The sequence below is a fragment of the Bacillus sp. FSL W8-0645 genome (assembly GCF_038007905.1).
Taxonomy (GTDB): Bacteria; Bacillota; Bacilli; order Bacillales; family Bacillaceae; genus Bacillus; species Bacillus pumilus.
Map to the genome: position 1 here is coordinate 2,963,202 of NZ_JBBOYC010000001.1, position 23,302 is coordinate 2,986,503.

At 41.9% G+C, this 23,302-nt stretch carries 19 protein-coding genes; 5 read left to right on the forward strand and 14 right to left on the reverse strand.

Annotation, left to right across the window (positions count from 1 at the left end; all coding sequences use genetic code 11):
- Positions 1-65: 65 nt before the first annotated feature.
- The 3 genes from NST39_RS15365 to NST39_RS15375 all read right to left on the reverse strand — a co-directional run bounded on the left by NST39_RS15365 (position 66) and on the right by NST39_RS15375 (position 1,884).
- Positions 66-287: a spore germination protein gene (locus tag NST39_RS15365; protein WP_106029262.1), complete on the reverse strand. Its 222-nt coding sequence runs from the start codon at positions 285-287 to the stop codon at positions 66-68.
- Between the two features lie 71 nt (positions 288-358).
- Positions 359-1,462 carry an AI-2E family transporter gene (locus NST39_RS15370; RefSeq protein WP_003213254.1) on the reverse strand — a complete coding sequence of 368 codons (1,104 nt, stop codon included), beginning with the start codon at positions 1,460-1,462 and terminating at the stop codon, positions 359-361.
- Between the two features lie 185 nt (positions 1,463-1,647).
- Positions 1,648-1,884 carry a YuzF family protein gene (locus NST39_RS15375; RefSeq protein WP_003213721.1) on the reverse strand — a complete coding sequence of 79 codons (237 nt, stop codon included), beginning with the start codon at positions 1,882-1,884 and terminating at the stop codon, positions 1,648-1,650.
- Between the two features lie 182 nt (positions 1,885-2,066).
- Here NST39_RS15375 and NST39_RS15380 point away from each other — a divergent pair, with 182 nt between their 5' ends.
- The gene (locus NST39_RS15380) at positions 2,067-3,551 is read left to right on the forward strand and encodes an esterase/lipase family protein (RefSeq protein WP_341029109.1); all 1,485 of its coding nucleotides are present in this window, start codon (positions 2,067-2,069) and stop codon (positions 3,549-3,551) included.
- On the opposite strand, the gene NST39_RS15385 is transcribed toward NST39_RS15380, so the two are convergent.
- The 8 genes from NST39_RS15385 to NST39_RS15420 form a co-directional block, all read right to left on the reverse strand.
- Positions 3,548-4,081, reverse strand: coding sequence for an HD domain-containing protein (locus NST39_RS15385; RefSeq protein ID WP_003212819.1), 534 nt, complete (start codon positions 4,079-4,081; stop codon positions 3,548-3,550). The genes NST39_RS15380 and NST39_RS15385 overlap by 4 nt on opposite strands.
- Before the next feature lie 145 nt (positions 4,082-4,226).
- Positions 4,227-4,970 carry a (S)-benzoin forming benzil reductase gene (locus NST39_RS15390; protein WP_341029980.1) on the reverse strand — a complete coding sequence of 248 codons (744 nt, stop codon included), beginning with the start codon at positions 4,968-4,970 and terminating at the stop codon, positions 4,227-4,229.
- Between the two features lie 99 nt (positions 4,971-5,069).
- On the reverse strand, positions 5,070-5,555 hold the full coding sequence (gene essA / locus NST39_RS15395) for a type VII secretion protein EssA (RefSeq protein WP_050944050.1): 486 nt from the start codon (positions 5,553-5,555) through the stop codon (positions 5,070-5,072).
- On the reverse strand, positions 5,545-8,454 hold the full coding sequence (gene esaA, locus NST39_RS15400; RefSeq protein WP_341029110.1) for a type VII secretion protein EsaA: 2,910 nt from the start codon (positions 8,452-8,454) through the stop codon (positions 5,545-5,547). Before esaA ends, essA begins: the two co-directional genes overlap by 11 nt.
- The gene (gene essC, locus NST39_RS15405) at positions 8,451-12,926 is read right to left on the reverse strand and encodes a type VII secretion protein EssC (protein WP_341029111.1); all 4,476 of its coding nucleotides are present in this window, start codon (positions 12,924-12,926) and stop codon (positions 8,451-8,453) included. Before essC ends, esaA begins: the two co-directional genes overlap by 4 nt.
- A gap of 51 nt (positions 12,927-12,977) precedes the next feature.
- Positions 12,978-14,291: a type VII secretion protein EssB gene (gene essB, locus NST39_RS15410; RefSeq protein ID WP_341029112.1), complete on the reverse strand. Its 1,314-nt coding sequence runs from the start codon at positions 14,289-14,291 to the stop codon at positions 12,978-12,980.
- Positions 14,292-14,305: 14 nt separating this feature from the next.
- The gene (locus NST39_RS15415; protein WP_003213579.1) at positions 14,306-14,545 is read right to left on the reverse strand and encodes an EsaB/YukD family protein; all 240 of its coding nucleotides are present in this window, start codon (positions 14,543-14,545) and stop codon (positions 14,306-14,308) included.
- 95 nt (positions 14,546-14,640) lie between these two features.
- Positions 14,641-14,934 carry a WXG100 family type VII secretion target gene (locus NST39_RS15420; RefSeq protein ID WP_003213769.1) on the reverse strand — a complete coding sequence of 98 codons (294 nt, stop codon included), beginning with the start codon at positions 14,932-14,934 and terminating at the stop codon, positions 14,641-14,643.
- A 405-nt stretch (positions 14,935-15,339) separates the two neighbouring features.
- Between NST39_RS15420 and NST39_RS15425 the strand changes: the two genes are divergently transcribed.
- The 3 genes from NST39_RS15425 (at position 15,340) to NST39_RS15435 (ending at position 18,528) form a co-directional block, all read left to right on the forward strand.
- Positions 15,340-16,569, forward strand: coding sequence for a PucR family transcriptional regulator (locus NST39_RS15425; RefSeq protein ID WP_044140830.1), 1,230 nt, complete (start codon positions 15,340-15,342; stop codon positions 16,567-16,569).
- 110 nt (positions 16,570-16,679) lie between these two features.
- A complete protein-coding gene (ald, locus tag NST39_RS15430) occupies positions 16,680-17,816 on the forward strand; it encodes an alanine dehydrogenase (protein ID WP_341029114.1) in 1,137 nt (378 codons plus the stop codon).
- A gap of 115 nt (positions 17,817-17,931) precedes the next feature.
- Positions 17,932-18,528, forward strand: coding sequence for a biotin transporter BioY (locus NST39_RS15435; RefSeq protein WP_341029115.1), 597 nt, complete (start codon positions 17,932-17,934; stop codon positions 18,526-18,528).
- Positions 18,529-18,597: 69 nt separating this feature from the next.
- On the opposite strand, the gene NST39_RS15440 is transcribed toward NST39_RS15435, so the two are convergent.
- From NST39_RS15440 to NST39_RS15450, 3 genes are all read right to left on the reverse strand, one after another.
- Entirely contained in the window at positions 18,598-19,374 is a 777-nt protein-coding gene (locus NST39_RS15440) for a sporulation protein (RefSeq protein WP_341029117.1), read from the reverse strand.
- 159 nt (positions 19,375-19,533) lie between these two features.
- A complete protein-coding gene (locus NST39_RS15445; protein WP_044140834.1) occupies positions 19,534-20,862 on the reverse strand; it encodes a Na+/H+ antiporter family protein in 1,329 nt (442 codons plus the stop codon).
- Positions 20,863-21,003: 141 nt separating this feature from the next.
- Positions 21,004-22,494 (reverse strand): leucyl aminopeptidase, encoded by a 1,491-nt coding sequence (locus tag NST39_RS15450; protein WP_341029119.1) that lies wholly within the window; start codon positions 22,492-22,494, stop codon positions 21,004-21,006.
- Positions 22,495-22,819: 325 nt separating this feature from the next.
- Between NST39_RS15450 and NST39_RS15455 the strand changes: the two genes are divergently transcribed.
- Entirely contained in the window at positions 22,820-23,296 is a 477-nt protein-coding gene (locus tag NST39_RS15455; RefSeq protein WP_044140837.1) for a divergent PAP2 family protein, read from the forward strand.
- Positions 23,297-23,302 lie beyond the last annotated feature (6 nt).

A 23,302-nucleotide genomic window follows, 5' to 3' on the forward strand; every position in this document is an offset into this window, starting at 1 on the left:
CAGCTCAACAATACGTGTATCACAAATAAAAAAAGACAGCTGATATTTGATCACCAGCTGTCTTTCTATGCATTAAATGATTGAGGCTGGCCAAACAATGTGAAGTCCCAAAGCATCGTCGCATTTGGATCACTTGTAAGAGACATATAATCACCGGCATTAAAGGCTCCCGCCCCGCCAGTCGAGTGGTCTACAGCTAAAGGGGCAATGGCCAGTACATCACCGAAAGTAGCTGCACCGTTTCCTCCTAATGACTCGATATGAATAGGTCCAACGATGGCAGGCATCAGAATCTCCCCCTATCTGCTTATGTCAATCATCTTATGCAGAAAGGGAAAAGTTGTGCATTTGCCCTGCCTTAGACGTTTAAATGCTGTTCTTTACGAGACCGCTGACGCAGCTGAACCAATCTGACAATATTCAGGGTGATGGCTTTGAGCAGTGCATAGACAGGAACCGCAAAGATCATGCCAAGGATGCCACCAAAGCTTCCTGCCCCAATTAATAATAGGATAATGGTCAAAGGATGTGTGTTCAGGCGTTTCCCAATGATCAATGGAGAAATGACATTTCCGTCAATTTGCTGCACGACAAGAATCACAATCACTGTCACCACTGCTTTTCCAGGCGAATCAAGAAAGGCAATCAGCACAGCTGGTGCCGCTCCAAGATATGGTCCAAGGTATGGAATCACATTTGTGACCGCAATGATAATACCGAGAATAAGCGCATATTTCACACCAATTAATAAGTATCCAATAAAACAAGCGACTCCGACAAACAAACAGACAATAATCTGCCCCTGTATGTAGGCTGCGAGCGTGTCGTTTAATTCTTTGAAGATCTTGAGCCCTTCCTTGCGGTAAGGCATTGGTAAGAACTGAACGAGCTTGTCCGGAAACTTATGCCCGTCTTTCAGCATATAAAATAAAATAAATGGAACTGTGATGACGGCTAAGGCAATATTCGCAATCACGCCAAACACCGCAGACATGCTTGAAGCAATGTTTTCCGGTAATGCCTTTAATGTCGAAACGACCGTCTGTTCAAACTTTGAGACAGACACATAATCTTGGCTCATCATCCAAGTAAATGTTTTAGAATGCGAAAAGTCATTGATAAATTTCTGCATGTCCGTCACATATCCAGGGAAGCTTTTGACAAGTCCGCCTAACTGCGTGACAATGACAGGTCCGGCAGCATTGACGATGAATGTGATGAGTCCGATGAACAGGAGATAAATAATCAGGATGGCGAGTGACCTAGGAATCTTCTTGGACAAGAATCGCACAATTGGATTAAAAATGAAAAAGAGAATACCTGCCAGCAAGATAGGGACAAACAGTGTTGACGCAAATAAAATAATCGGCTGAAATAAAAACGAAACCTTTGTTGATACATACACAATGAGTAAAACAAGTAATATTTGGAATGTCCAAAAATGAACTTTAGATTTTAACAAAGATGCTCCTCCTGTTACATATTGATCTTATTAAAAAACTACTATTCAACCCACCTTCTGTCAACTGCTTCTTGTTTTTAGAACCTCATTTTTTGAAAAAAAAAGAACAATTGGTATATCATGCACTTTTTCTAGATATACATTCTATAAGCATGAAAAAAAGCAGACACCTATGCGTCTGCTTGTTACACTCTTTCACTGTGATCAGGCATCACCGACACGATTTGCTGGATCCGCACATAAAAAACTGATTTGGCCCCCGCTTCTATCACAATATGATCCGGCATGACTTCCTTCAATTTCCCACGGACCGTATCTTTCACTGTTTGCACAATTAATCTCATACCGACCACTTTCTGCAATGTTTGATAAACATATGGATCAACTAATGAAACAAGCTGCGGACTTCCTTGTTGTGCCATACTACCCGCCCCTTTACTTGTGTATTTACCCACAGCGTATGCATGAACCCATGTGAATGTCACTCATGGCAACCCCACAACATTAATACCATATTTTAACAATTGATACGTTTTTACATTTTTTAGAAGTATAATAGATTGGTGCTGCCAACAATTTAAATCATTTGAAGAGGTGAATTGTCTTGAAAAAACTCATTTGTATTGTTGCTGTCATGCTCTTTCTATCCTCTGCAAGTTATGCGTATGCAGGGACAATTGGAGATCCACCTGGGACGCCAGGGAAGTGGTTTAAAGGAGAAGAGCCCGTTCAAAAAGACGGATCAAAACCACCACTTGTTTTTGTTCATGGCATTAACAGCTCCTCCTCCACTTGGTCCGATCGAAACGATATGGCAAAGCAGGCTGTTCTGAACGGATACGAAAGCGCATTCATAGATTTGCACCCAGATCAGGACATGAAAAAGAACGGCAAACTATTAGCGGAAAAGCTCAAAGAAATCTATGATGCGTTTGGTAGAAAACTCATTGTGATTGGTCATAGTAAAGGAGGGGTCGATACACAGTCCGCCCTGGTGTATTTCAAAGCCCATCCCTATGTGGAAAAAGTCATTACTCTCGGCTCTCCTCATAACGGGACACCACTTGCGGATCTAGCGTATAGCAAGGGCGGAAGCTGGCTTGCGGAAATTCTTGGACAAAAAAGCGACGCGCTTTATTCTTTGCAAACCGGTCTGATGGCGGCTTTTCGTAGTGAAACCGACCAGCTTGAGGCGTTTCCCAATAAATATGTCACCTACTCTGGCTCGGAATGGGGAACATTTGGCGGTGTGCTATATTTAGGCGGCATGTATTTAAAGAGCTTTGGTGTAAATGATGGCGCTGTCACGGTAAACAGCACAAAACTATCGTATGCAAACAATATTTTAACAGGAAAATGGGATCACTATTCAATCAAAAACGGCACAAGTATGTTTCCTGTGTTCCAGCATCAGCTGCTGGCAAATGCCGCGAGCGCTGAAAATAAACATAAAGAGGAACAAGAGCCCGTTTCTGCTGAGCTCAATACAGATGTTTATGCGAAAGGTGGAGAAAGTGAAAAGGATAAAACAGAAGCGTTCTATGTAGAGGAAGGAACGAATGGCTTATCGATCCAGTGGTTAAATGAAAGGCAGGAGACGCAGCCCGAAATCATTGCCCCAAATGGAGACGTCTTAACAAACCTTAAGACATCGGAAGCATCTTTCCCATATGAAGGCGCATATTCACACCATGTAAAAATCAATAAACCCGTTCCTGGAAAATGGACGATTCAATCGAATTCAGGACAAAGAGCTCCTTATCTGCTGCTTGTATCTTTTGATTCACCATTAAATGAAGAAATTAAAGAAGCTGCTTCGAAGTCAGGAGGTGCATCGACCCATTCAAGCGGTCTAATTAAACGGTTAAGCAAATCTGTGGAAACCAATTACTTTAAAGACGCACAAAAGGATCATCCACTGAAAACAAGTAGCTCATCAGCTATTCAATTGAAAAAAGAAGGTGCTTATTCCGTCACGGTGCAATACACTGGACTCACTACGTCAGGGACATCTGCGTTTAACCGTACCGTTATTCGAACATTGTATGTCGATCAGCACGGAACGATTCATGGAGACATTCCATATTAAACAGAGCGTTTCATGGGCTGAAGTGCCTGCTGCACTTTCTGATCCAAATCGGCAATTTTTTTCATTGCGAGTGATTCGTCTATTTGTCTGTAATGGTGGTGTCCGCCAGGCTCTTCATCCATTTCATCTGCTTTCTTCACAATTTGTTGGAGTGTGTCCTTATGAAGGTCGCCCTCTGGCAAATAGGAATCTGTATGAAGCAGAATCGCAAGTGCAATATCTTTGGCTGCTTTTGGTTCCTCCCCGAGCCGTATGAGCAGTTTATGTGCCCGCTCTGCACCTTTAATGGCATGAATATCATTTCGTCTATATGTCTCGTAATCCCACTCTCCGCCGGCTGTATACCATTCATAATGGCCAATGTCATGTAAGAGCGCTGCTTTCACAGCCAGATCTGGGTTAATCCCAGCCTTCATCGCCAGCTTGAATGCGTGATAAGCACAAGCAATCGCATGGGCTTTTCCTGAACGATTTAAATACTTTTGAGCAACTGGATGGGTGTAAACATCCATTAATGTAACCTTTCTCATGGAAACCCCTCCTTATCTATATTTTTAGCATCCTAACATATTCTGAAAAGAAACTCAAATGTTCTGTTATATTTTCTATGAGTCTCAAGATTAGCTTATGTCAAATTAGCCGGTTTTGCTTGTACAAGACGGAAAAAAGCAGTCGTTATGACTGCTTTTTTCCATAGTCACGTGCATCGTATACGCAGCCGCCAGCTGGATCATCCGCTAATAGATCGAGCAAAATACTTGCGACTTCATCTGGACTCTTCAAAGTACCTGTTTCATATAATTGCTGAAAACGATCAATTTGTTCGAAGTCCTGTTTTGATGATTTCCGAATCTCTCCCTGCATATCTGTATCAATTGTGCCCGGAGAAAATGAAAACGTGTTGATTGGATACGCCTCGTCCTGCTGTTCTTCATGCAAAGTCCTCATAAACATATCAAGTCCTGCCTTTGAGCTGCAATACGCACTCCAGCCTTTATAAGGATTTTTCGCCGCTCCAGAAGAAAGGTGAACAATCGTTTTCTTTCCATTAAATGATTGAGTATGCTTAACAAACACATGGCTCAGCAAAACAGGAATCACAAGATTCAGCGTATAATGTTGATGAAGCGTATCCTGTCCGCCTTGCCCCACACGCTTGATAGGTGTCACCATGCCTGCATTATTGACGAATAAGATGTCATCAGCTTCTGTCAGTGTTTGCGGCGTGAGACAATCTCGAAGCCATTTGGCTGCTGCTTGCTCATCTGTCAGGTCGACCTGTGTATGTGTAAGCTTCGGATGAGAAATTGGTGATGCACTTCTTGCTACCGTGTACACATGATCTCCGCGTGAGAGCAGCCGGTTCACAAGTGCTAGGCCAAATCCTTTTGATCCGCCTGTAACGATTGAAATTCGAATGACAATCTCCTCCCTCGATAACTCTATTTTACGTAGTGAAACGGTACGACTTCAAGCAATCTGCATAAAGAAAAACCTGCCTCTTTTTAAAGAGACAGGCTATTTCTTTTCAGCCTTCACATTCACCTTTGGAATTAGAATGACCATCACAACGATGCCAAAGACGATTAAGAAACCAAAGATGATCGGAAGCAGTGCGGATGACTGCTTCTCATAATCATCTCCAGAAGGTGCCGATACAGCGGCATCACGAAAAGAGATATTCATCTCTTCCATCATGTGTGCTGATGTTTTGGGCGGGTTCTCTTTTAGATCACTGAAAAGCTGCGGAGAAAGAGACCCTCCCGGAGTTTTAGGCGGTTCAGCAAAATGAATGTCTGTTTTAACTGTTGATGTCTTTTTGCTTTGTTCGTATTTCGTTTGATCCCTCAATATACTTGAGTTAATATTAAGTTCTTTTTCCTGATATTCATTCGGCTTGACGTTTGTATCCGTATCTTCACCAGCAGCGAAAGCAGCAGGAATGAGGAGAAAAAGGGACATGACACCAAGTGCCATCCCTTTCACGAACAGATTAAGCCTCATGAGTCACATCACGTTCCTCCGTTTTATCTTTCCATAGCTTTGTCACAAGCGGGATGGTCATGAAGAGGACCGTTAAAATCACTAATCCTATAACTCCCATTCCAAAGTGATCTCCATTTCCATATTGGATGGACAGGTACACGTCTGATACTGGATTTGTGAAATGGAAATTCGGCATCACCAAATCAATTAATGGTGCGACAAAGAAGAAAATAAGCGCCGTTGCTGCCATCCATCCGGCAATAGAGCCGAAATGGAACGCCGTGCGAATAAAGGCGGAGCAAGCCACCAATAGTAAAATCGTGAAAATGGACCATTGAATCGCTTGATCATCTGCAAGCTTGTAAATGTTCAGTCCGAACAAGCTGATCATGAGTCCGACTAATAGATTTAAGATGCCAAACAGTGCACCTTTAACCAGGATCGGAGCTGCCGCATAATACGAGCTGAAAAAGCCAATTAACAAACTACTGATCATGACAATGACCAAAATGACCACTGGCGGTACAGTCTGCGTTTTTTCTTCTGGTACATCACCGCTAATTTTCAGCGGATTGGCTAAGTGATTATACACATAGTTGCTGTTGCCTTGATCGCTTAATGTGTTTCCTAAAATACCTTTCAAATCTTGCTGAACAAGCTTCGTGGAATGAACATTCTTGCTCCAGTTTTCATTCAGCGTATCCGCTTTTTCTTGGACCGTTGTGACACTCTCTTCAATGTTATTCGTATAATCCGCCACCCCTTTTTGGCGGTCGGTTAACGAACTCATATTTTCAGAAAGTCGAAGCACTTCCTGACCAATTGAATCCTGTGCACTGACAACAATAGAACTGCCTGCAAGGTCTGCCGTATACACTGCATCTCCTTGATCAGCCATTTGCTCCGCAACATTGTCCGCACTTTCAGAAATTGTGTTTAATTCCTGTTCCATGCTTGCCTGCTGAGTCGAAATGTATTCTGCATAGCCATCTGAAAACTTCTGCATCTCATCAATAAAAGTAGACACATCATCGTTTGACGTCAGCATTTGTTTTTTGAGCGTATCCCAGTTGTCTGTTTCCTCTTTTTTGATGGAGAGGATGGACTCTATTTCCTCTTTCTTAATGTCTAGTAAGGAGGAAGAATTTGTATAGAAACTGTTAAGTAACGCTTCATACTGTGCTAATTCATTTGAATACTTTAACAAGTCAGATGCTTTTTCTGATTCTGTATTAAAATCCTCTAGTCTATCCATTTTCGCTGTGTAAAGAAGTAATGGAGATTGACTTGTTTTTATTCGCTCTAATTTTCTTGTAATAGCTAATTCTTGTTTGATAATGGTTTTCTTTATATCACGTATGTTTTGATTATTGTTATTTTCAATTTTTTGTAATTTTTCTTCTAGTTTTTCTATCTTATCCGTTAAAGTAATTAATTCTTCACTCAAATGATCGATTTTTCCTTGTAATTGATCATTATGAGCTGTTGTTTTATTTTCAATATTCTTTTTTACTTCTTCTAATTTTAAAGAGAGGGCTTTTAACTGCTCTTTTGATCGAGATGACATTGAATTTGTCTCTTCAGGTTGAGCAGAATTTCCTTCATCTTTCTCTTGACCTGATGTCGGGGTATCTTCACTTTCTGTTAACTCGTCTGCAACTTGATTGATTTCCGTTGAAATCTCAGTTAATTTCTTCGTCTCTTCTTCAAGATTGATCTTCAATTCATCTTTATTTGAGTCTTGTGGATCTTCTCCTGGTTTTTTAGAATTTTCATTTGGCTCTTCTGACTGTTTCTCTGCTTCAAGCAATGATCTTCTTGAAGTTTTCAATTGCTCTTGCATCCGAGAAATTTCATCCCCAATATATGAAAGATATTGCCTTTCATACTTTTTAATCAGTTCTTCCTGAGACTCCTGAACAAGCTTAGTTAATCCCGTTGATTGCTTAGGAATGGCTTCTTCTCTTGACTTTTGAACAGATTGGATGGCGCTGTCCGTTGTGTTCAGCTGACTTTGTACCCCGTTGATGTCTGTTTTGAGTCCGCCCATTTGATCACTAAAGCTGCGGGCATTTTGGTTTTGGATATCAGCGAGCTGTTTGAGCCCCTGCTGGATTTGTTTTTGGTTTGTCGATTGCGCTTTGATCAAGAGGTCCTTTTGTTTGTCTTGATACTGCTGGTACTGATCGACTACTTTCACAAAGTCCTTTAACTGGTTCTTTGCTTCTTCTGTTGTAGTCAGACCGTCTTTATACTGTTTCTGCGAGTCGGTCATCGCATTTTTTAATTCTTCTATTTGTTTCTTCTGCTGCTGAACCGCGTCTGATAGTTTGTTTGAGTTTGGCTTATAGAAGTTATACATCGTGTTTTGGAATTCGACTTCTTTGCCGACAATATGCTCAAACTCTTCTCTGACATTGCCGATTTCCTGTGATACAAAACTCCAGTATAACGTCGACATCTGTTCATTCATTTTCTTTTGCGCATTTTCCAGCTCTCTTTGCACTTTCTCTTTATTGACTGAATTGAGCTGATCTTGAATGGAAAATTGAATGGATGCCTTTTCAGGATGGTCTTTATCATAGCTCAGCACATTTTTAGAGAAATCAGACGGGATATAGAGGACAGCGTCATACTTTCTGCTTTTCAGTCCATTTTCCGCCGCACTGCGGTTCACTACGGTCCATGTATAATCTGGACGCTCTGATAATGCGGCGACGACATCTTGTCCGAAACGAGCGGTGTTTTCACTTTCGCTCGCTCCCATATCCTCATTGACCACAGCAATATTACGTGTGGCATTCTTTTTCTGTTTTGCCGGGTCATCTCCAATGAGGTGGAAAAATAAAACCGGCAGAACAAGAATCAATATCATCGTCGATACGATTTTGATGGAGCTTTTTTGCTGCTCTGTCATTGAACACTCTTCCTTTCTACCGCACATAAAGGAACCTGAATTTTCTTCTCTTTCCCGTTCTCAACCAAATACCCGAAGCCTGGCTGAATATCTGGTTCTTGTCTTGCATAAGGAAGCGGTATGATGTTTTGCTCTGATTTTTTCATGAGTAACATGGCATGACGAACTTGTTTGATTTCGTTTGTGAGTGCATCATAGCCTTTACTGAATTCGGTATGATTTCCTGATGCGATCAGGCTAAAGCCTAGGTGCGCATATGATTTCATGAAATCAGCCAATTGATCTTGAAGACGCGGGTCGATTGTCTGCTGAAAACGCGTGATCCCATCAACCACAAGCACAATTTGAGGGAACGACAACTGATCAGTCTCTCCCCGGCGCACAGCTTCGACGTACATCTCTTCCCGCACCTTGAATAAACGGTCTATTTCCTCTGCCCATTCGGTGATATCATCTTTTGTTTCAAGGTAATCAATGTTCTCTTCTTTTGCATAATGAGAGAGACCCCGATCAATCGAATCAAAGACGGCCAGCTTCTCAGGTTTTGCTGCTAAAAGCTGATCAAGCATCAGTTTTGTCACATTTGTTTTCCCTCGCTGCGTTTGACCGATGATGAGGCAGTGTTTATTCTTCTTCAAGTCAAAGTAAACAGGTGCAACAGATTCCTCATCTAGTCCGACTGGAATGTCATAAGGCTGTTTTTGTTCTTCTAAGCGATTCTCTAGCTCCCAAATGGTTAGTTTATCAGGAAGCATTGGTACAGGTTTTGGTTTTTCAGCTGATTCAAAGCGATCATGAAGAAGCTGAATCTCTTGTTTCAAATGCTCAAACAGCTCGAGATCGTTCTCTCCTTCAACTGGTAGGAACATTTGTGCAAAGTAAAGCTCTTCTTTGTTGATAATGACTCGCCCCGGAATCGGCTCTAAGCTAAATTTCGGTCTGCCAATAATCGAGTACGCCTCTCCTTGATCCATTAAGTAATGGACGACCTTTGTTTTCAAGTTGTTCATAAGAGATTGGCGGACTGCATTTACCCGAGTCGCTGTAATCAAGAAGTAAATTCCTAATGATTGACCATCACGGCTCAGCTGGATAAATTCAGATTCAAGTTCATGCATTTCGTCTTTGACAATGTCAAAGTTGTCGATCACGATGAAAATGAATGGAAGCTTTTTCTCATTTAAGGCGTTGTACATTTTGATATGACTCATTTCTTGCTGCCTGAATAACCGCTTGCGGTATTCAACCTCTTCCCGCAGACGCGTCATCGACTTTTGAATCTTTCTCATTTGATCCATTAAGAAATAATCCGCCGTGTGCGGCAGTTTGGCTAATGGAAGCAATGTTCCGTTTCCGAAGTCATAAATGTACGCATGCCATTCTTCCGGTGAATATCTCTCCGCAAAGCTCATGAGCAGTGTTGTGGCAGCAAGTGATTTTCCGTAGCCGGAGGAACCAAAGATGCCAATGTTTCCATCCTCCATCATGTGATAAGAAAGTGGATGCTGGCTTTGCTGATCTGGCTCATCGACAAGCGCAAAATGGAAGACATGCTCTTCACTTGACGCATAACGTGATTTTGGAATCCGTTCTTCGAGCGGTGGAAGCCAAGGACTTGGGAGCTTCTCAATCCCAAGCTCCTGTTGCATACGTTCAATTTCATCCACAACAGCAGAAATCTCCGACACTGTCTCCTTTTTCACAGCCGGCTCTGTGCTTACCCCAGATAACGGAATAAGTCCCGTATCTGTCACAATGGCAATATCATCTTCTGATCCGTAGCCATCTTCCATATAAGGCGCACCGCTCCAAGCTGATTGGAACAATTCATAGATTTCATTGTTCCCCACTTGTAAGTAACCGCGGCCTGTAACGGTAATAGACGCCGCATCACTATTTTTCAATATTTCCTTACTGTCTGACGCATCTTGTACTTTTAGTGCAACCTTAAAGCGGGAGTTACTCCAAATCTGATCATCAATGACCCCGCCTGGCTTTTGGGTAGCCAAAATGAGATGAACCCCGAGGCTTCGGCCGATACGTGCCGCACTGACAAGCTCTCTAATAAAGTCCGGCTCTTCACTTTTTAATTCAGCGAACTCATCAGAGATTAAGAATAAATGAGGCATTGCCTGTTCAGCCTTTTTCTCCTTATAGAGCTTCGTATAATCATTGATGTGATTCACATGATATTGATCAAACAAGCGTTGTCTTTTTTTCAATTCACTTTTAATTGAGGCAAGCGCCCTTTCACTAAAGTTCTTACTGCCTTCAATATTGGTGATGGTGCCAAGTAAATGAGGAATATTACGGAACGGTTGCGCCATTCCGCCTCCTTTATAGTCAATCAATAGGAAAGCGACTTCATGCGGGTGAAAGTGTACAGCGAGCGATAAAATGTACGTCTGTAAAAATTCACTTTTCCCTGATCCTGTTGTTCCCGCCAACAGGCCGTGCGGGCCGTGTGCTTTTTCGTGCAGGTTCAGATCCACAATGTCATTTTTTCCTTTATAACCGATTGGCACAGAGAGTGATTTAGCCGTTTCTGATGTGAGCCACTTTTCACGAATGCCAATCTCGTCTACCTGTTTGGCATGAAAAAGATCAAGGAAGGAGACCGTTTCAGGAATCGAATTGGTCATACCAACTTGATGATCTAATGTTCTCAGCGTTCTGGCAAATAGCTCATTGTCCCTGCGCTCATGTGTATCAAGCTGAAATGGAATTCGGACGGCTTTCTTGTGCTGAATGAGAATATCTCCTTCTTCCTCGTTAATATAACGGACAAGCGTCGAGATATTTTCAGCTAAGCTTTCCTTTGTTTCAGCAGCAAAAATAATGGAGATGCCAAGGTCAGTTCGGCTGCCTTCTAAATATTCTAAAATCACATGTTCCGCAATGAGCTCATGATTTGTCACGATAAACACAAAGTGAGGCGTAAAGATCTTCTTCTCTTTTTCTTCTTCTAGATCACGCTCACGTAAAATTTCATAAATGGAGGACAACAGCTGATCGCGTGTTTGTTCGTTGTAAATGAACCCTTTGCCGTATGTATGAGGCAGCTGGAAATGCGGAAGCCATTTCATCCATTCCCAATTCTCATACTCCTGCTCATGAAAAATAAACACAAATCTTAAATCATGATAGCTATGCGAGAAAGCAAGCTGTCCGACAAGCTGATGAAGCTCCTTTTTTACAATGGCTGGCTTTCCAATCAATCCAGTTGGGCCATCGGCAAGACCGAATGTGATAGGTACATCCTTCACTTCACGATAGACCTGTTGCATGTGCTGCGTTTGTTCCATTAAGTCATCGATATCACGATTGGCCATATCACCGCCGCTCATCGATAGTTCATAGCTTGACGGGACTGCGCCCGTCCCAAGACGCAGCTGCAAGAAATCATCACTCACAAGTGTTTTTTCCCAAATTCGGCCGCTAATTTCTGACGTTAAATACTTCATTTCTTCAAATGACGGATAATGATACGTCAAAATATATTGCTGGCGGTCGTAAAGCTCTTGCAGCTCTTTTCGTTTATTTTCTAAGTAAAGAGAATAGACTCGCTGCCGTTTCTCTTCCCGTCTTTTACGTTGTGATTTCTCTTTAAAGTATTGAACAGACGATGTGATTAACGTCATGATAAACATCGCCATCGACACGACAATAAAGATTCCGCGCGGCTGGACAAGAGCGACAATTCCCATCACAAGAAGCATCACAAGCGGCGGGAGAACAACAAGCCAGAGCCCTCTGCTGTTATTTTCGCTCTCCTGCGAAGGAAAGCTAAAGGAAACCCGGTCATCTGGCAGATCATAAATTAAACGTGGTGTTCGTCTATATAAAGGATATTTTTGTTTTGTTTCTGTGCTTGGTGCTCTTGTTTTTTCCAAACGTGTTTGAAATGGTTCATATGCAGTCACCTGCAATAAATCATCATCTTTCAATGTCACCGTTAGAAAGTTCCAGAACAGCTCATCTCCAGCATCAATTGTCTCTGGACCGTGAATTTTTTTCCCGTTCACATAAATCGTTTCGTCCTGAGGCATGACATACCAAGTTCCTTCGATTTTCTCCAAAGTAAACTGTCTCGCATCTTGAAACATAGAATGCGCTTGTTCTTTCCACACATCGATCTCATCTTTGTTCTCACGTGAAAAAGACAGCTCGACTCTATTTCCTAGGTAATAAATGTGTTGATCATGATGTGCTTCCATTAAAATAAGTGTCAGTGTATTAAGCTTATATGGTTCATGTGGAAGCAATGTGCCTTTCTTCTCTTCACCCTGATAAATGGAAAAGCCATCATTCGGTTCATCGGGAGTTAAACGGATGAACCCTTCATCAAACGAAAGTGAAGGGATTGTCACCGTATGCTCTATTTCAGGTCCAATCACAGCTTCTCGATTGAACTGCTCGTCTAAACGGACGGTTTGATAATCCTCCTCATAAAAAACCCAAAGAAGACTCAAACGCTCCACCTCCTCATGGGACAGCACCAACTGTCAGTTGTATCGAAAGAATTATTTTTTCTCATCTTTTTTCGTCTGAGAGGTTTTCTTTTTCGCTTCAGATTCTTTCTCTTTTTTCTCTTGATCGGCTTTTGACTGCTCTTTTTGTTCAGCTGTTTCATCTGTTTGGCTTGCGCCCGAGGAGTCATTGGTGCTTGTCTCCGTTGTTTCTTTTTCTTCATATTTCGCCATTTCCTTAATAATTGGATCTAGCTGTTTTTGTTTTTCTTCTGCAGAAAGACTGTCATCGTTTTGAATGTCATTGCGGTAGGCGACGAGTGCCGTAAATATGTACCGGTCGTCTCCAAGTACCCGTGCAATATCAAGTGCTTCCTTGCTATTGCCTTGTCCGATATGAATCCAGAAAAGGAAATATTGCGGATCAGTCTGTAATGTGTATGTATCTGTGATTTCTTTTTTATGCTGATCGAGTAACAGATTGCCTTGATTTGTTTGTACATACGAAATGGCCAGTTCATATTGAAGAGAGACCGGCATTTGATTGGCTGAATATTTTTCTAACGTATCCACCACTTGGCTGTACTGTTTGTTGAGATAATATTTGTTTGCCTCGACATACGCTTCTTGTTTCGGCATTGCAAAAAAGAAGGTGTAAATGGTGTACACCAATGCAGGGATTAATAGGACAAGCAAACCTAGTCCGACATATCGTTCGACCTTCCATTTCTTTTTCGGAATGGTCAATAGCGTTTTCTCTTTCGTTTCAATCGCTTCGATCTTTTGCTGAATCAGGGCAGACAATTCTTCCAGAGACTGCGTTTCGTTGATCTCTTTTGCCAGTTCAGATAATTTCAGCGTCTCGCTGTAAGCCACATATTCTTGAAACTGATATTCATGGTCCACCACTCGAAGAATGACGGCTTTGACCTCTTTTAACAGACGATGCTCATCCGTTTCATATGGCGGGATGCTTTCTTTGACGCCGTAATGCAAAAGTGCAGGAGCTAAGCCTTGATGAAAAACAATGTTTTCAGGAGAAACAATAGGATGCAGCCGCTTCACGTCGTGTTTGCACACTGCATCGACAAGCTGGTATGAAAAAATCCATTTGCTTTTTTCATCCTTCGCATGGATGAAACGAAATTCCTGATAGGCAGGAGGCGGTTGAATAGAAATAATGACCTCATCTTCAGTTAATTGAATCTCTTTTTTGAATGAAGGATTGATGTCTTTGATCGGTGCCGCTTCTAAACCGTCTAAGAGTTTAATGGTCTCTCTTTGAAAAATGAAGCTGTAGGTGCCGCCCTCTTTTTTCATCACTGCTTCTAATTGTTCTTCTAAATAGGAACTCTTTTTATCTGCCATTTACAAAAGTCCTTTCATAGTATTTCCAGCCTGTCTCCTGTGGTGATTCCACAGTCTGACAGCTTATATTCGCCTGAAAACACAGCTTTCTTATTGACTACTCGCACCCAGCCGCCTTCTCGCTTAGGAAGTGAGATTTGTTTTGCCTGCCAGGCGATATGGATGACTTGTTTAATATGTAAATAATTTGATAGTCTCAAATCAAACACACTGCCATCATAATTTTTTAAGTCGATGGTAATATCGATATACACAAATTTCCACCTCACAAAATAGAAAGAGCGCCGGCATCCATTGACAGACTCGGCGCTTTTTCTGCTTTTCACACTTAGAAAGGAAATCCCTTTGATTAGCCGCGGATTTGGCTGGCGATGTCTTGGTCAGTGCTTTCAAGTGTATTTGCCGTTTGATCAAGCTGATTGCTGACATCTGTTAATAGATCAGACATTTTGATGAATGAAGGCTTTAACTGCTCGTATTGATCAGCAAATGCTTCACTAGAAGCACCTTCCCACATTCCTTTTAAATCTGAGATCATTCTATTTAGACGATCAACTTGGTTTAACACTTCTTGACTTTCAACACCATATTGCTTAGCGGTCGCTCTTAGTTCTTCTGGGGTTACACGAATAATTCCTGACATATTCCTCATTACCTCCCGTGCATAGCCGCCATATAATGGGCTAATCCACTTATTTTTTGACGTTATTATTATAAAAACAGAAATGATACACAGTCAAACAAATCTGTTTTTATTTTACAAAATGAGTCTATAGAATTACTTTATTTTCGCTTTTTATCTAGTATTTAACATTTTTTTGGTCATATATTCTTAATAAGTGTAGACACACTCCACTGAATCTTTCCGCCTATTGATTTATTACTACGTTATTATTGTACTATTTCTTTTTCGCCTTCTTTCAGCATCGATGCGATCTCTTCTCATAGCGATCTCTTTTTTAAATTTATGGCATTTTGTTATTGATTTACGTACCTCTTTCTCTTCATAATGTAAGTACGTGAAATATTCAAAAAAGCAGGGGTTTTTATGACAAAAAAGACGGATCCATTTAAGTATAGTCTTGATCGTTTAGAGGATGTGGCAGACCAAATTAGTGATGTGCTCAATTGCCCTATTACTATAGAAGATACGCATCATCGATTGCTCGCTTATAGCACACATAATGATTTTACTGATCCCGCCAGAACTTCAACCATTATCTCCCGCCGCGTACCGGAAAAGGTCATTAATCGGCTTTGGAAGGACGGCATCATTCCTACACTCCTTAAAACAGACGAACCGCTTCGTGTCCCTCAAATTGCAGAGGTGGGTTTATCTAGCAGGGTTGCCATTTCAATCTGGAAGGACAAAGAAGTACTCGGATTTATCTGGGCGATTGAGTCCACGCAGCCTTTTTCAGAAGAAGACATGGACCTTCTGAAGATGGCAGCACATGCTGTTAAAAACAAATTACTTAACTTACAAATTCGCAAAACGAAAACAGAAGTACGCAATCAGGAGCTTTTTTGGAAGATGCTCACAGGTCATATTCATGAAAAGGATGAGATGCTCGACCTATTTTTAAGACTCGGCATCAGATGTCCAGACACGTATGCCATCATCATCTTCCGCCTTCGTGACGAACTCACAGAGGACACAGAAAAAAAGCTATCTTATCTGCTTGAAACAACGCAGCAAGTCCAAGTGCTGTTAACGACTGTTGATTTTCACGAATTCATTATTCTTGTCTCACCAAAAACAGAGCACCCGCTGCAGGATATTAAACAATTCACAAGCGGCATGCTGCAGCAGCTGTCTGACCGTTATCATATCCATCACGTTCAAGCAGCGATTGGTGGAATTTACGATAACATCTCTCATATTCAGCCATCCTATAAAGAAGCACTCGCTGTATTAAAAACAAAAGAGCGCTTCCCTGTTGAAACCGAACGTTTACACAGTTTTTCTGAACTTGGTATTTATCAATATTTAGATGTCCTCGCTGAAAAACGAAGGGGCTCATCTTACTCCAGTTACTCATTATCAAAGCTGGAAGATTACGACCTGAGGCACCATTCCAACCTAGTCGAAACCCTTGAACGATTTATTGACTGTGACAGCAATGCCAATATTGCGGCAAAGCAATTAAACATCCACATCAATACATTGAATTACAGATTAAAACGCATTACAGACATTGCAGAAATCGATTTAAAAAACATGAATGAGAAAATGACCATATACCTTGATATGAAGCTAAAAAACGTCCATTTGTGAAATTTCACAAAGAGGCGTTTTTTTATTTTTTATTTCAACCGAAGCATTTTTTAAACATTCAGGATACACTAGACATACAATATGAATAGATAAGCATGGGAGGAATAAACATGATCATCGGCATTCCGAAAGAGATTAAGAACAATGAAAACCGAGTGGCATTAACACCAGGAGCAGCTTCTCAATTACTTTCAGCTGGACATCAGATTTTGATTGAAACAAACGCTGGTTTTGGAAGCGGATTCACTGATGACGATTATGTATCTGTTGGTGCAGAAATTCTTGATCAAGCGAAAGATGTGTGGGCATCTTCTGATATGATCATGAAGGTAAAAGAACCATTACCTGAGGAATATTCATTTTTCAGAGAAGGACTCATCTTATTTACGTACCTGCATCTTGCTGCAGAGCCCTCCTTGGCTGAAGCTTTAAAACAAAAAAGCGTCACAGCTATTGCTTATGAAACAGTAACGGACGGAAAATCACTCCCTCTCTTAACACCTATGTCTGAAGTGGCAGGCAGAATGGCCGCCCAAATCGGTGCACAATTTTTAGAAAAGCCAAAAGGCGGTAAAGGCATCTTGCTCGCAGGCGTACCAGGGGTATCAAGAGGGAAGGTCACGATTATAGGCGGCGGTGTTGTTGGAACAAACGCAGCGAAAATGGCGATTGGACTTGGCGCAGATGTCACTCTTATTGACGTAAACGCAGAACGCTTACGTCAACTGGACGATCAATTTGGTCATCAAATGAAAACGTTAATGTCTAACCCTGTTAACATCGCCGATTCAGTCAGTGAGGCAGACCTTCTCATTTGTGCGGTACTGATCCCAGGTGCCAAAGCACCAACGCTTGTGACGGAAGAAATGGTGAAGCAAATGAAGCCCGGTTCCGTCATCGTAGACGTAGCCATTGACCAAGGCGGCATTGTCGAAACCATAGATCATATCACAACACATGATCAACCTACTTATGAAAAACACGGTATTTTACATTATGCTGTCGCCAATATGCCTGGAGCAGTTCCACGGACATCGACTGTTGCTTTAACGAATGTCACCGTTCCATATGCGATGCAAATTGCTCATAAAGGCGCTGCAAAAGCCATTCAAGAAAACAAAGCCATTGCAGAAGGTGTCAATGTCATGAACGGACATATCACATATGAAGCCGTCGCTCGTGATCTCGGCTATGATTATGTACCTGTTCATCAAGCGATCGATGCGTCTTCTATGACAGAAGCTTAATACACACCCGCCCTTTTAATGGGCGGGTTTTATTGTTAACCAATGATAAAAATAGGTTGACAAATAGTCCTCATCCCCTTAATCTATTTGTACAGATAAGACAGGGGGAAACATCATGCAACAGAAAACAAGAACCGCTGATTTTGTGTTAGTCGGAATGTTTGCTGCACTCATGGCGATTGGAGCAAATATCACATCCATTGTGCCGTTTTTGCAAGTCGGCGGAATTCCACTTACGATGCAGCCGTTTTTTTGTGTACTTGCTGGTCTTTTGCTCGGCAGACGGCTTGGTGCATTAGCTATGATTGTATATGCCTTGGTCGGAATTACTGGCGCACCTGTATTCGCACAGTTCTCAGCAGGCTTTGGGGTGATTTTAGGTAAAAGCGGTGGTTTTGTCTTATCGTATATTCCTGCTGCTTGGTTAGCTGGATTCATTTTAGAAAAAAGAAAAAATCCTGGCTTTGGCCGCTTTTTGCTTGCAGCTATTGCAGGTACGACCGTCATGTATGTGATTGGAACGACTTATACGTATCTCGCATTAAATGTGTGGCTGAATGCACCCATTTCCTATCAAACCACGTGGTTCTTTATGATCTGGTTTATGGTGAAAGACTACGCATTGACGATATTGCTTGCGATGCTAGCACCTAAAATTTATCGCTCTGTTTCAAAAGCCACGTCCTTTCGAAAACAACAAGCCGCATCATAAGGGCAGACATCATCTACAAGTTGAACATAGAGAAAAGAGCCTCTCTTCATTTAGGCTCTTTTTTCATCATTACTCAGCGTATTGATCGATGATTCCTTCTAGCATCCCTACAAGCACTTCTACATTTTCAAGATCTGATGGACTGAAGCGGTAGCGCACAAGCTGTTCTCCATCATGATACATCTCCTCAAGCCACCCTCTGAGTCCTCTTGCTCTGCGGTCGACTTCAAACACAATGTCTAAGCCGCCTTCATCTATCAGAAAAATCAGCTCTAGCTCATCAAGCATATAACGATAGTAGTCTGATGTCGGAATAAACTCAAATTCTTGAACGAATGGCAGACGACGCTGGAAGTAAGGCGCATGTTCACAGTCTGCTTCGTTCAGGTGGAAGCCAAGATTTCTAGTGGCTTCTAGCACATTTTTCACCCAAGGATGTGCTTCAACGAAAATGCGGTCATAGTCAGATTTATCGATTCCTCCTTGGATATCAAGGTCTGTCATTACTGCAATTTCTACTTTTCCGATCGTCATCGGGGTATCGATAGGAAGAATAAATGAAAACGGAAATTCGTGTTTTTCGCCAGGCTGGATGGTAAAAGAATCCGTCACCCGTAAAGTAAAGATATTCACATATTTTCTACGCTCTTCATCATCTTTCACAATCACATACTGTGTTTGAATCTTGACATTGATATAGCGGATGTCCTGAGAGATTTTCCCGCCCTTTGCATGGACAGTTCCCCTTACCTCTTGTCCAGGATAATAAGCGTTTTTCTCCAAAATGGTATCTACCTTTGCCGCACCAATCCCTGCACTTGCCGCTAGCTTTTTAAAAAATGACATGTCCCATCTTCCCCTTTTCATTTTTATCAGCATATATACGTAAAATAGAGGAAGAAAGATTCATTTAATACATACTTTAGTCCTAATTATTTTTTCGTTTGTGAACAACAAAAAAGCTTATAGAAAAAACATCATCGTTTTCTCTACAAGCTTTTCATCTTACAGGATAATTGCCGCAAGCCAGCCGAATAGAACAAGCGGAATATTATAATAGATAAAAGTCGGGACACATGTACCCCAAATGTGGTGATGCTGTCCATCCATGTTCAATCCAGATGTCGGTCCAAGCGTACTGTCACTTGCAGGTGAACCTGCATCCCCAACAGCCGCAGCTGAACCAATAATAGCAATGGTCGCCATTGGACTAAATCCAAGGTGTAAACAAAGTGGAACAAAGATGGTCGTAATAATCGGAATCGTGGCAAATGATGATCCGATCCCCATTGTCACAAGCAGACCCACAAGCAGCATTAAAATGGCCGCGAGACTTTGGCTGTTGCCGATAAATTGTGAAGATGCTTTAACAAGCGTTTCAATGTCTCCTGTTTTGGTTAAAACGTTGGCAAATCCAGCCGCAACAAGCATGACAAAACCGATAAATGCCATCATGTTCATTCCAGATGTAATCAGTTGATCTGCTTCATCGCGTTTCATCATTCCGGTCACAAACAAGACAAGCAGTCCTGCAAGTGCACCGAAGATCATCCCTTCCACGCCAAGGCTTTGAGACAGATAAAGCTGGACAATCAAGGACACGAGAATGGCAAGACCGGCAAAGAATAGACTTTTTGTCGTATAAGCTGATTTCTCTACATCTGTAATATCGCGATTCTCATATACTTTTGGCTTACGATACATGAAAAGGGAGACGATCAATCCTAGCACCATCCCCCCAACAGGGATCAGCATGGCATATGGAATATCTGCTAAATTCACAGCTAGACCTGCATCCTTCATATTGTCACGGAGCATTCCGTGGAAAATCTGTCCAAAACCGACTGGAAGTAAAATATATGGTGCAGTGAGTCCGAAGGTCATGACACACGCTAGCAGTCTACGGTCAATTTGAAGCTCGTTAAACACTTTTAATAATGGCGGAATTAAGACTGGAATAAAGGCAATATGAACAGGAACGACGTTTTGTGAAAAACAAGATACGATCAAAATCACAAGAATGATCAGTACTTTTGATAATGTTTTTCTTCTTGAGTCGCCTTCTTTTCCTAAAAGCTTCACTGCTCCTTCAACCATGGCATCTGGAAGACCCGTTTTTGTCAGCGCCGCAGCAAATGCCCCTAAAAGCGCATAACTAATCGCCACTGTCGCATTTCCTCCGAGCCCGTCAGTAAAGGCTTCCACTGTTCCTCCCAGGCCTAATCCACCCGCAAGTCCGCCAGCTAAAGCACCAAGTGCCAGCGCAATCACGACATTGACCCGCAGCAAGCTTAATATCAACATTAAAACAACCGCTAAAACAACTGCATTCATGGTGAAACCCCCGAAATCCTTTAGTTTACTAATGTAGTAGATAATTAAAGTACCAACGTATGTTACCATAGAAAAAATACTACGTCAAATGGCGTTTGTCCTACATAAAAAAGGCCCCGCCATTTGGCAGAGCCTCATCCTTTATTTCTTTCCTTCAAATCGTTCCACAAACGTTGCGAGTGATCTTACCATCACACCTGTCGCCCCTGTTGGCCCAAAGCATGAAGGCTTTTCTGTTGTTGCTGTTCCTGCAATATCCAAGTGAACCCAAGGCGTATCCTCAGCGAACTCACCAATGAATGCTCCTGCCATGATCGCATGTCCATCACGGCCTGGTGAGTTATTGAGATCCGCCATTTTGCTGTTTCGTACGCGCTTTTTATCTTTTTCAGTGATTGGCAGCTGCCAAATCATTTCACCGCATTCTTCTGATGCCTCTTTAAACTGGGCATACAGTTCATCGTTATTCGTCATGACGCCTGTTGCCTCATTTCCAAGTGCCACAATGACTCCGCCTGTTAATGTCGCCACGTCTACAAGGACAGAGGCACCATGCTGCTTCGCATATGTCACCCCATCTGCTAAAACAAGACGACCCTCTGCATCCGTATTCAGTACTTCGATTGTTTTACCGCTAAGCGACACAATGACGTCATCTGGCTTCATGGCGTCAGCCGAGATCATATTATCGGTTGAGGCAATGACAGCAATGACATTTTGCTCTGGGCGCAGTTCACCGATGATTTCCATAGCACCTAAAACAGAGGCTGAGCCGCCCATATCAGTTTTCATCCCAACCATACTGGCCCTTGGCTTTAACGAATAGCCACCAGTATCATATGTGATGCCTTTACCGACAAGCCCAATCACGTCCGTCCATTCTTCCTTGCCTTGATATTTCAGAACGATGAGCTTTGGTGGTTCTGTTGAGCCTCTATTGACAGCTAGAATCCCGCCCATCCCGAGCTCTTCCATTTGTTCTTTATCTAAAATTTCAATCTCAAATTCGTATTTATACGCAAGCTCTGCCGCGTACGAAGCCAGATCAGAGGATGTGAGCATGTTCGGCGGCATATTCACAAGGGTACGAGCCGAATTGACGGACTGCCCGTAGACCTCGCCCACTTTCAGACTTGCCTGAATTTCTGCTGTATCATGATCCGTCGTTGCATAAACAAACTCGATAAAGCGATCTGGTTCATTTGTTTTATGTTTAAAATCTTGTAATTCATATGTAGCTAAAAGGCAGCTTTCAGAAAGGGCATGGGCTGCATCTTGGGCAGGCAGATCCTTTCCAATAAACGTATCCAGTAAGACAGAAACCGCTTGCTTTTTATCTTGATGAAGCTTTTTAAATAGATGGGCAAATCCTTCTTTTGCCTCTTCAAACGTGTAATCTGATTCCTTCCCAAGCCCGACAAAATAAATGCGTTTGATGCCTGTTTCAGGGGATGGGAAAAACTTCGAAAGCTGATTTCGTTTAGATGAAATATCGCCTTCTTTTAATAATTCAGTGATTCGTCCTTCAAGTAATTCATCCATTTCTTTTGCTTTTCCTGATAATTGGCTCTTTTGAAAAAGTCCGATCGCCAGTGTATCTTTATGTTGCCATTCATTTGTCGAGAAAAACATATTTATCACACGCTCCTTCAATGAACTCCATTTTTCACATTGGAACTTCTATTATATCAAAATTTGCGGGTCTATACGATCATTGCCAGTCTGTCTTTACTTGATGAACATTTATATTTTCACACGCGGAAGGGCATCATGAAAAAGCGATGAAAACTTGTACAGCCCGTCCGCGTCTCCCCGTTCCACATCTACTTTCTTTAATGTTATAATTGAACATGGACTTGGCAGCATTTGAATCTGCTATCATTTTTTCATCATACTAGGGTACACAGTCCATCATTTTGCACGATATTTTTTCTTACAGAGAGGATGTTTCTTGTTCATGAGCGTACTGACGAATTTTCCGCTGCTTGCCAGCCTTGCAGCCATCTTTTTTGCTCAATTTGTAAAAGTACCGATTCAATTTATCATTTCTAGACGACTAGATTGGTCGCTCATTACAAGCACAGGCGGAATGCCAAGTTCACACTCCGCAGCCGTAACAGCACTCTCAACAGCAGTGGCTTTAGAGCACGGGCTAAATACATCGATCTTTGCGATTTCAGCCATCTTTGCGATTATTACCATGTTCGATGCAACAGGTGTACGCAGACAGGCAGGAGAACAGGCGACTGTACTGAACAAGCTGGTAACAGATTTTAACCGATTTGTTTCTGAAGCAAAGAATTTCCCGAGTGCGGAAGAAAAAGAAAAGCAAAAGAAATTGAAAGAGCTTCTTGGTCATAAGCCGATTGAAGTCTTCTTTGGCGGCTTAACAGGGGTCTTACTGACACTCATCTTAGATTATTACTTCATGTAGAAGCGA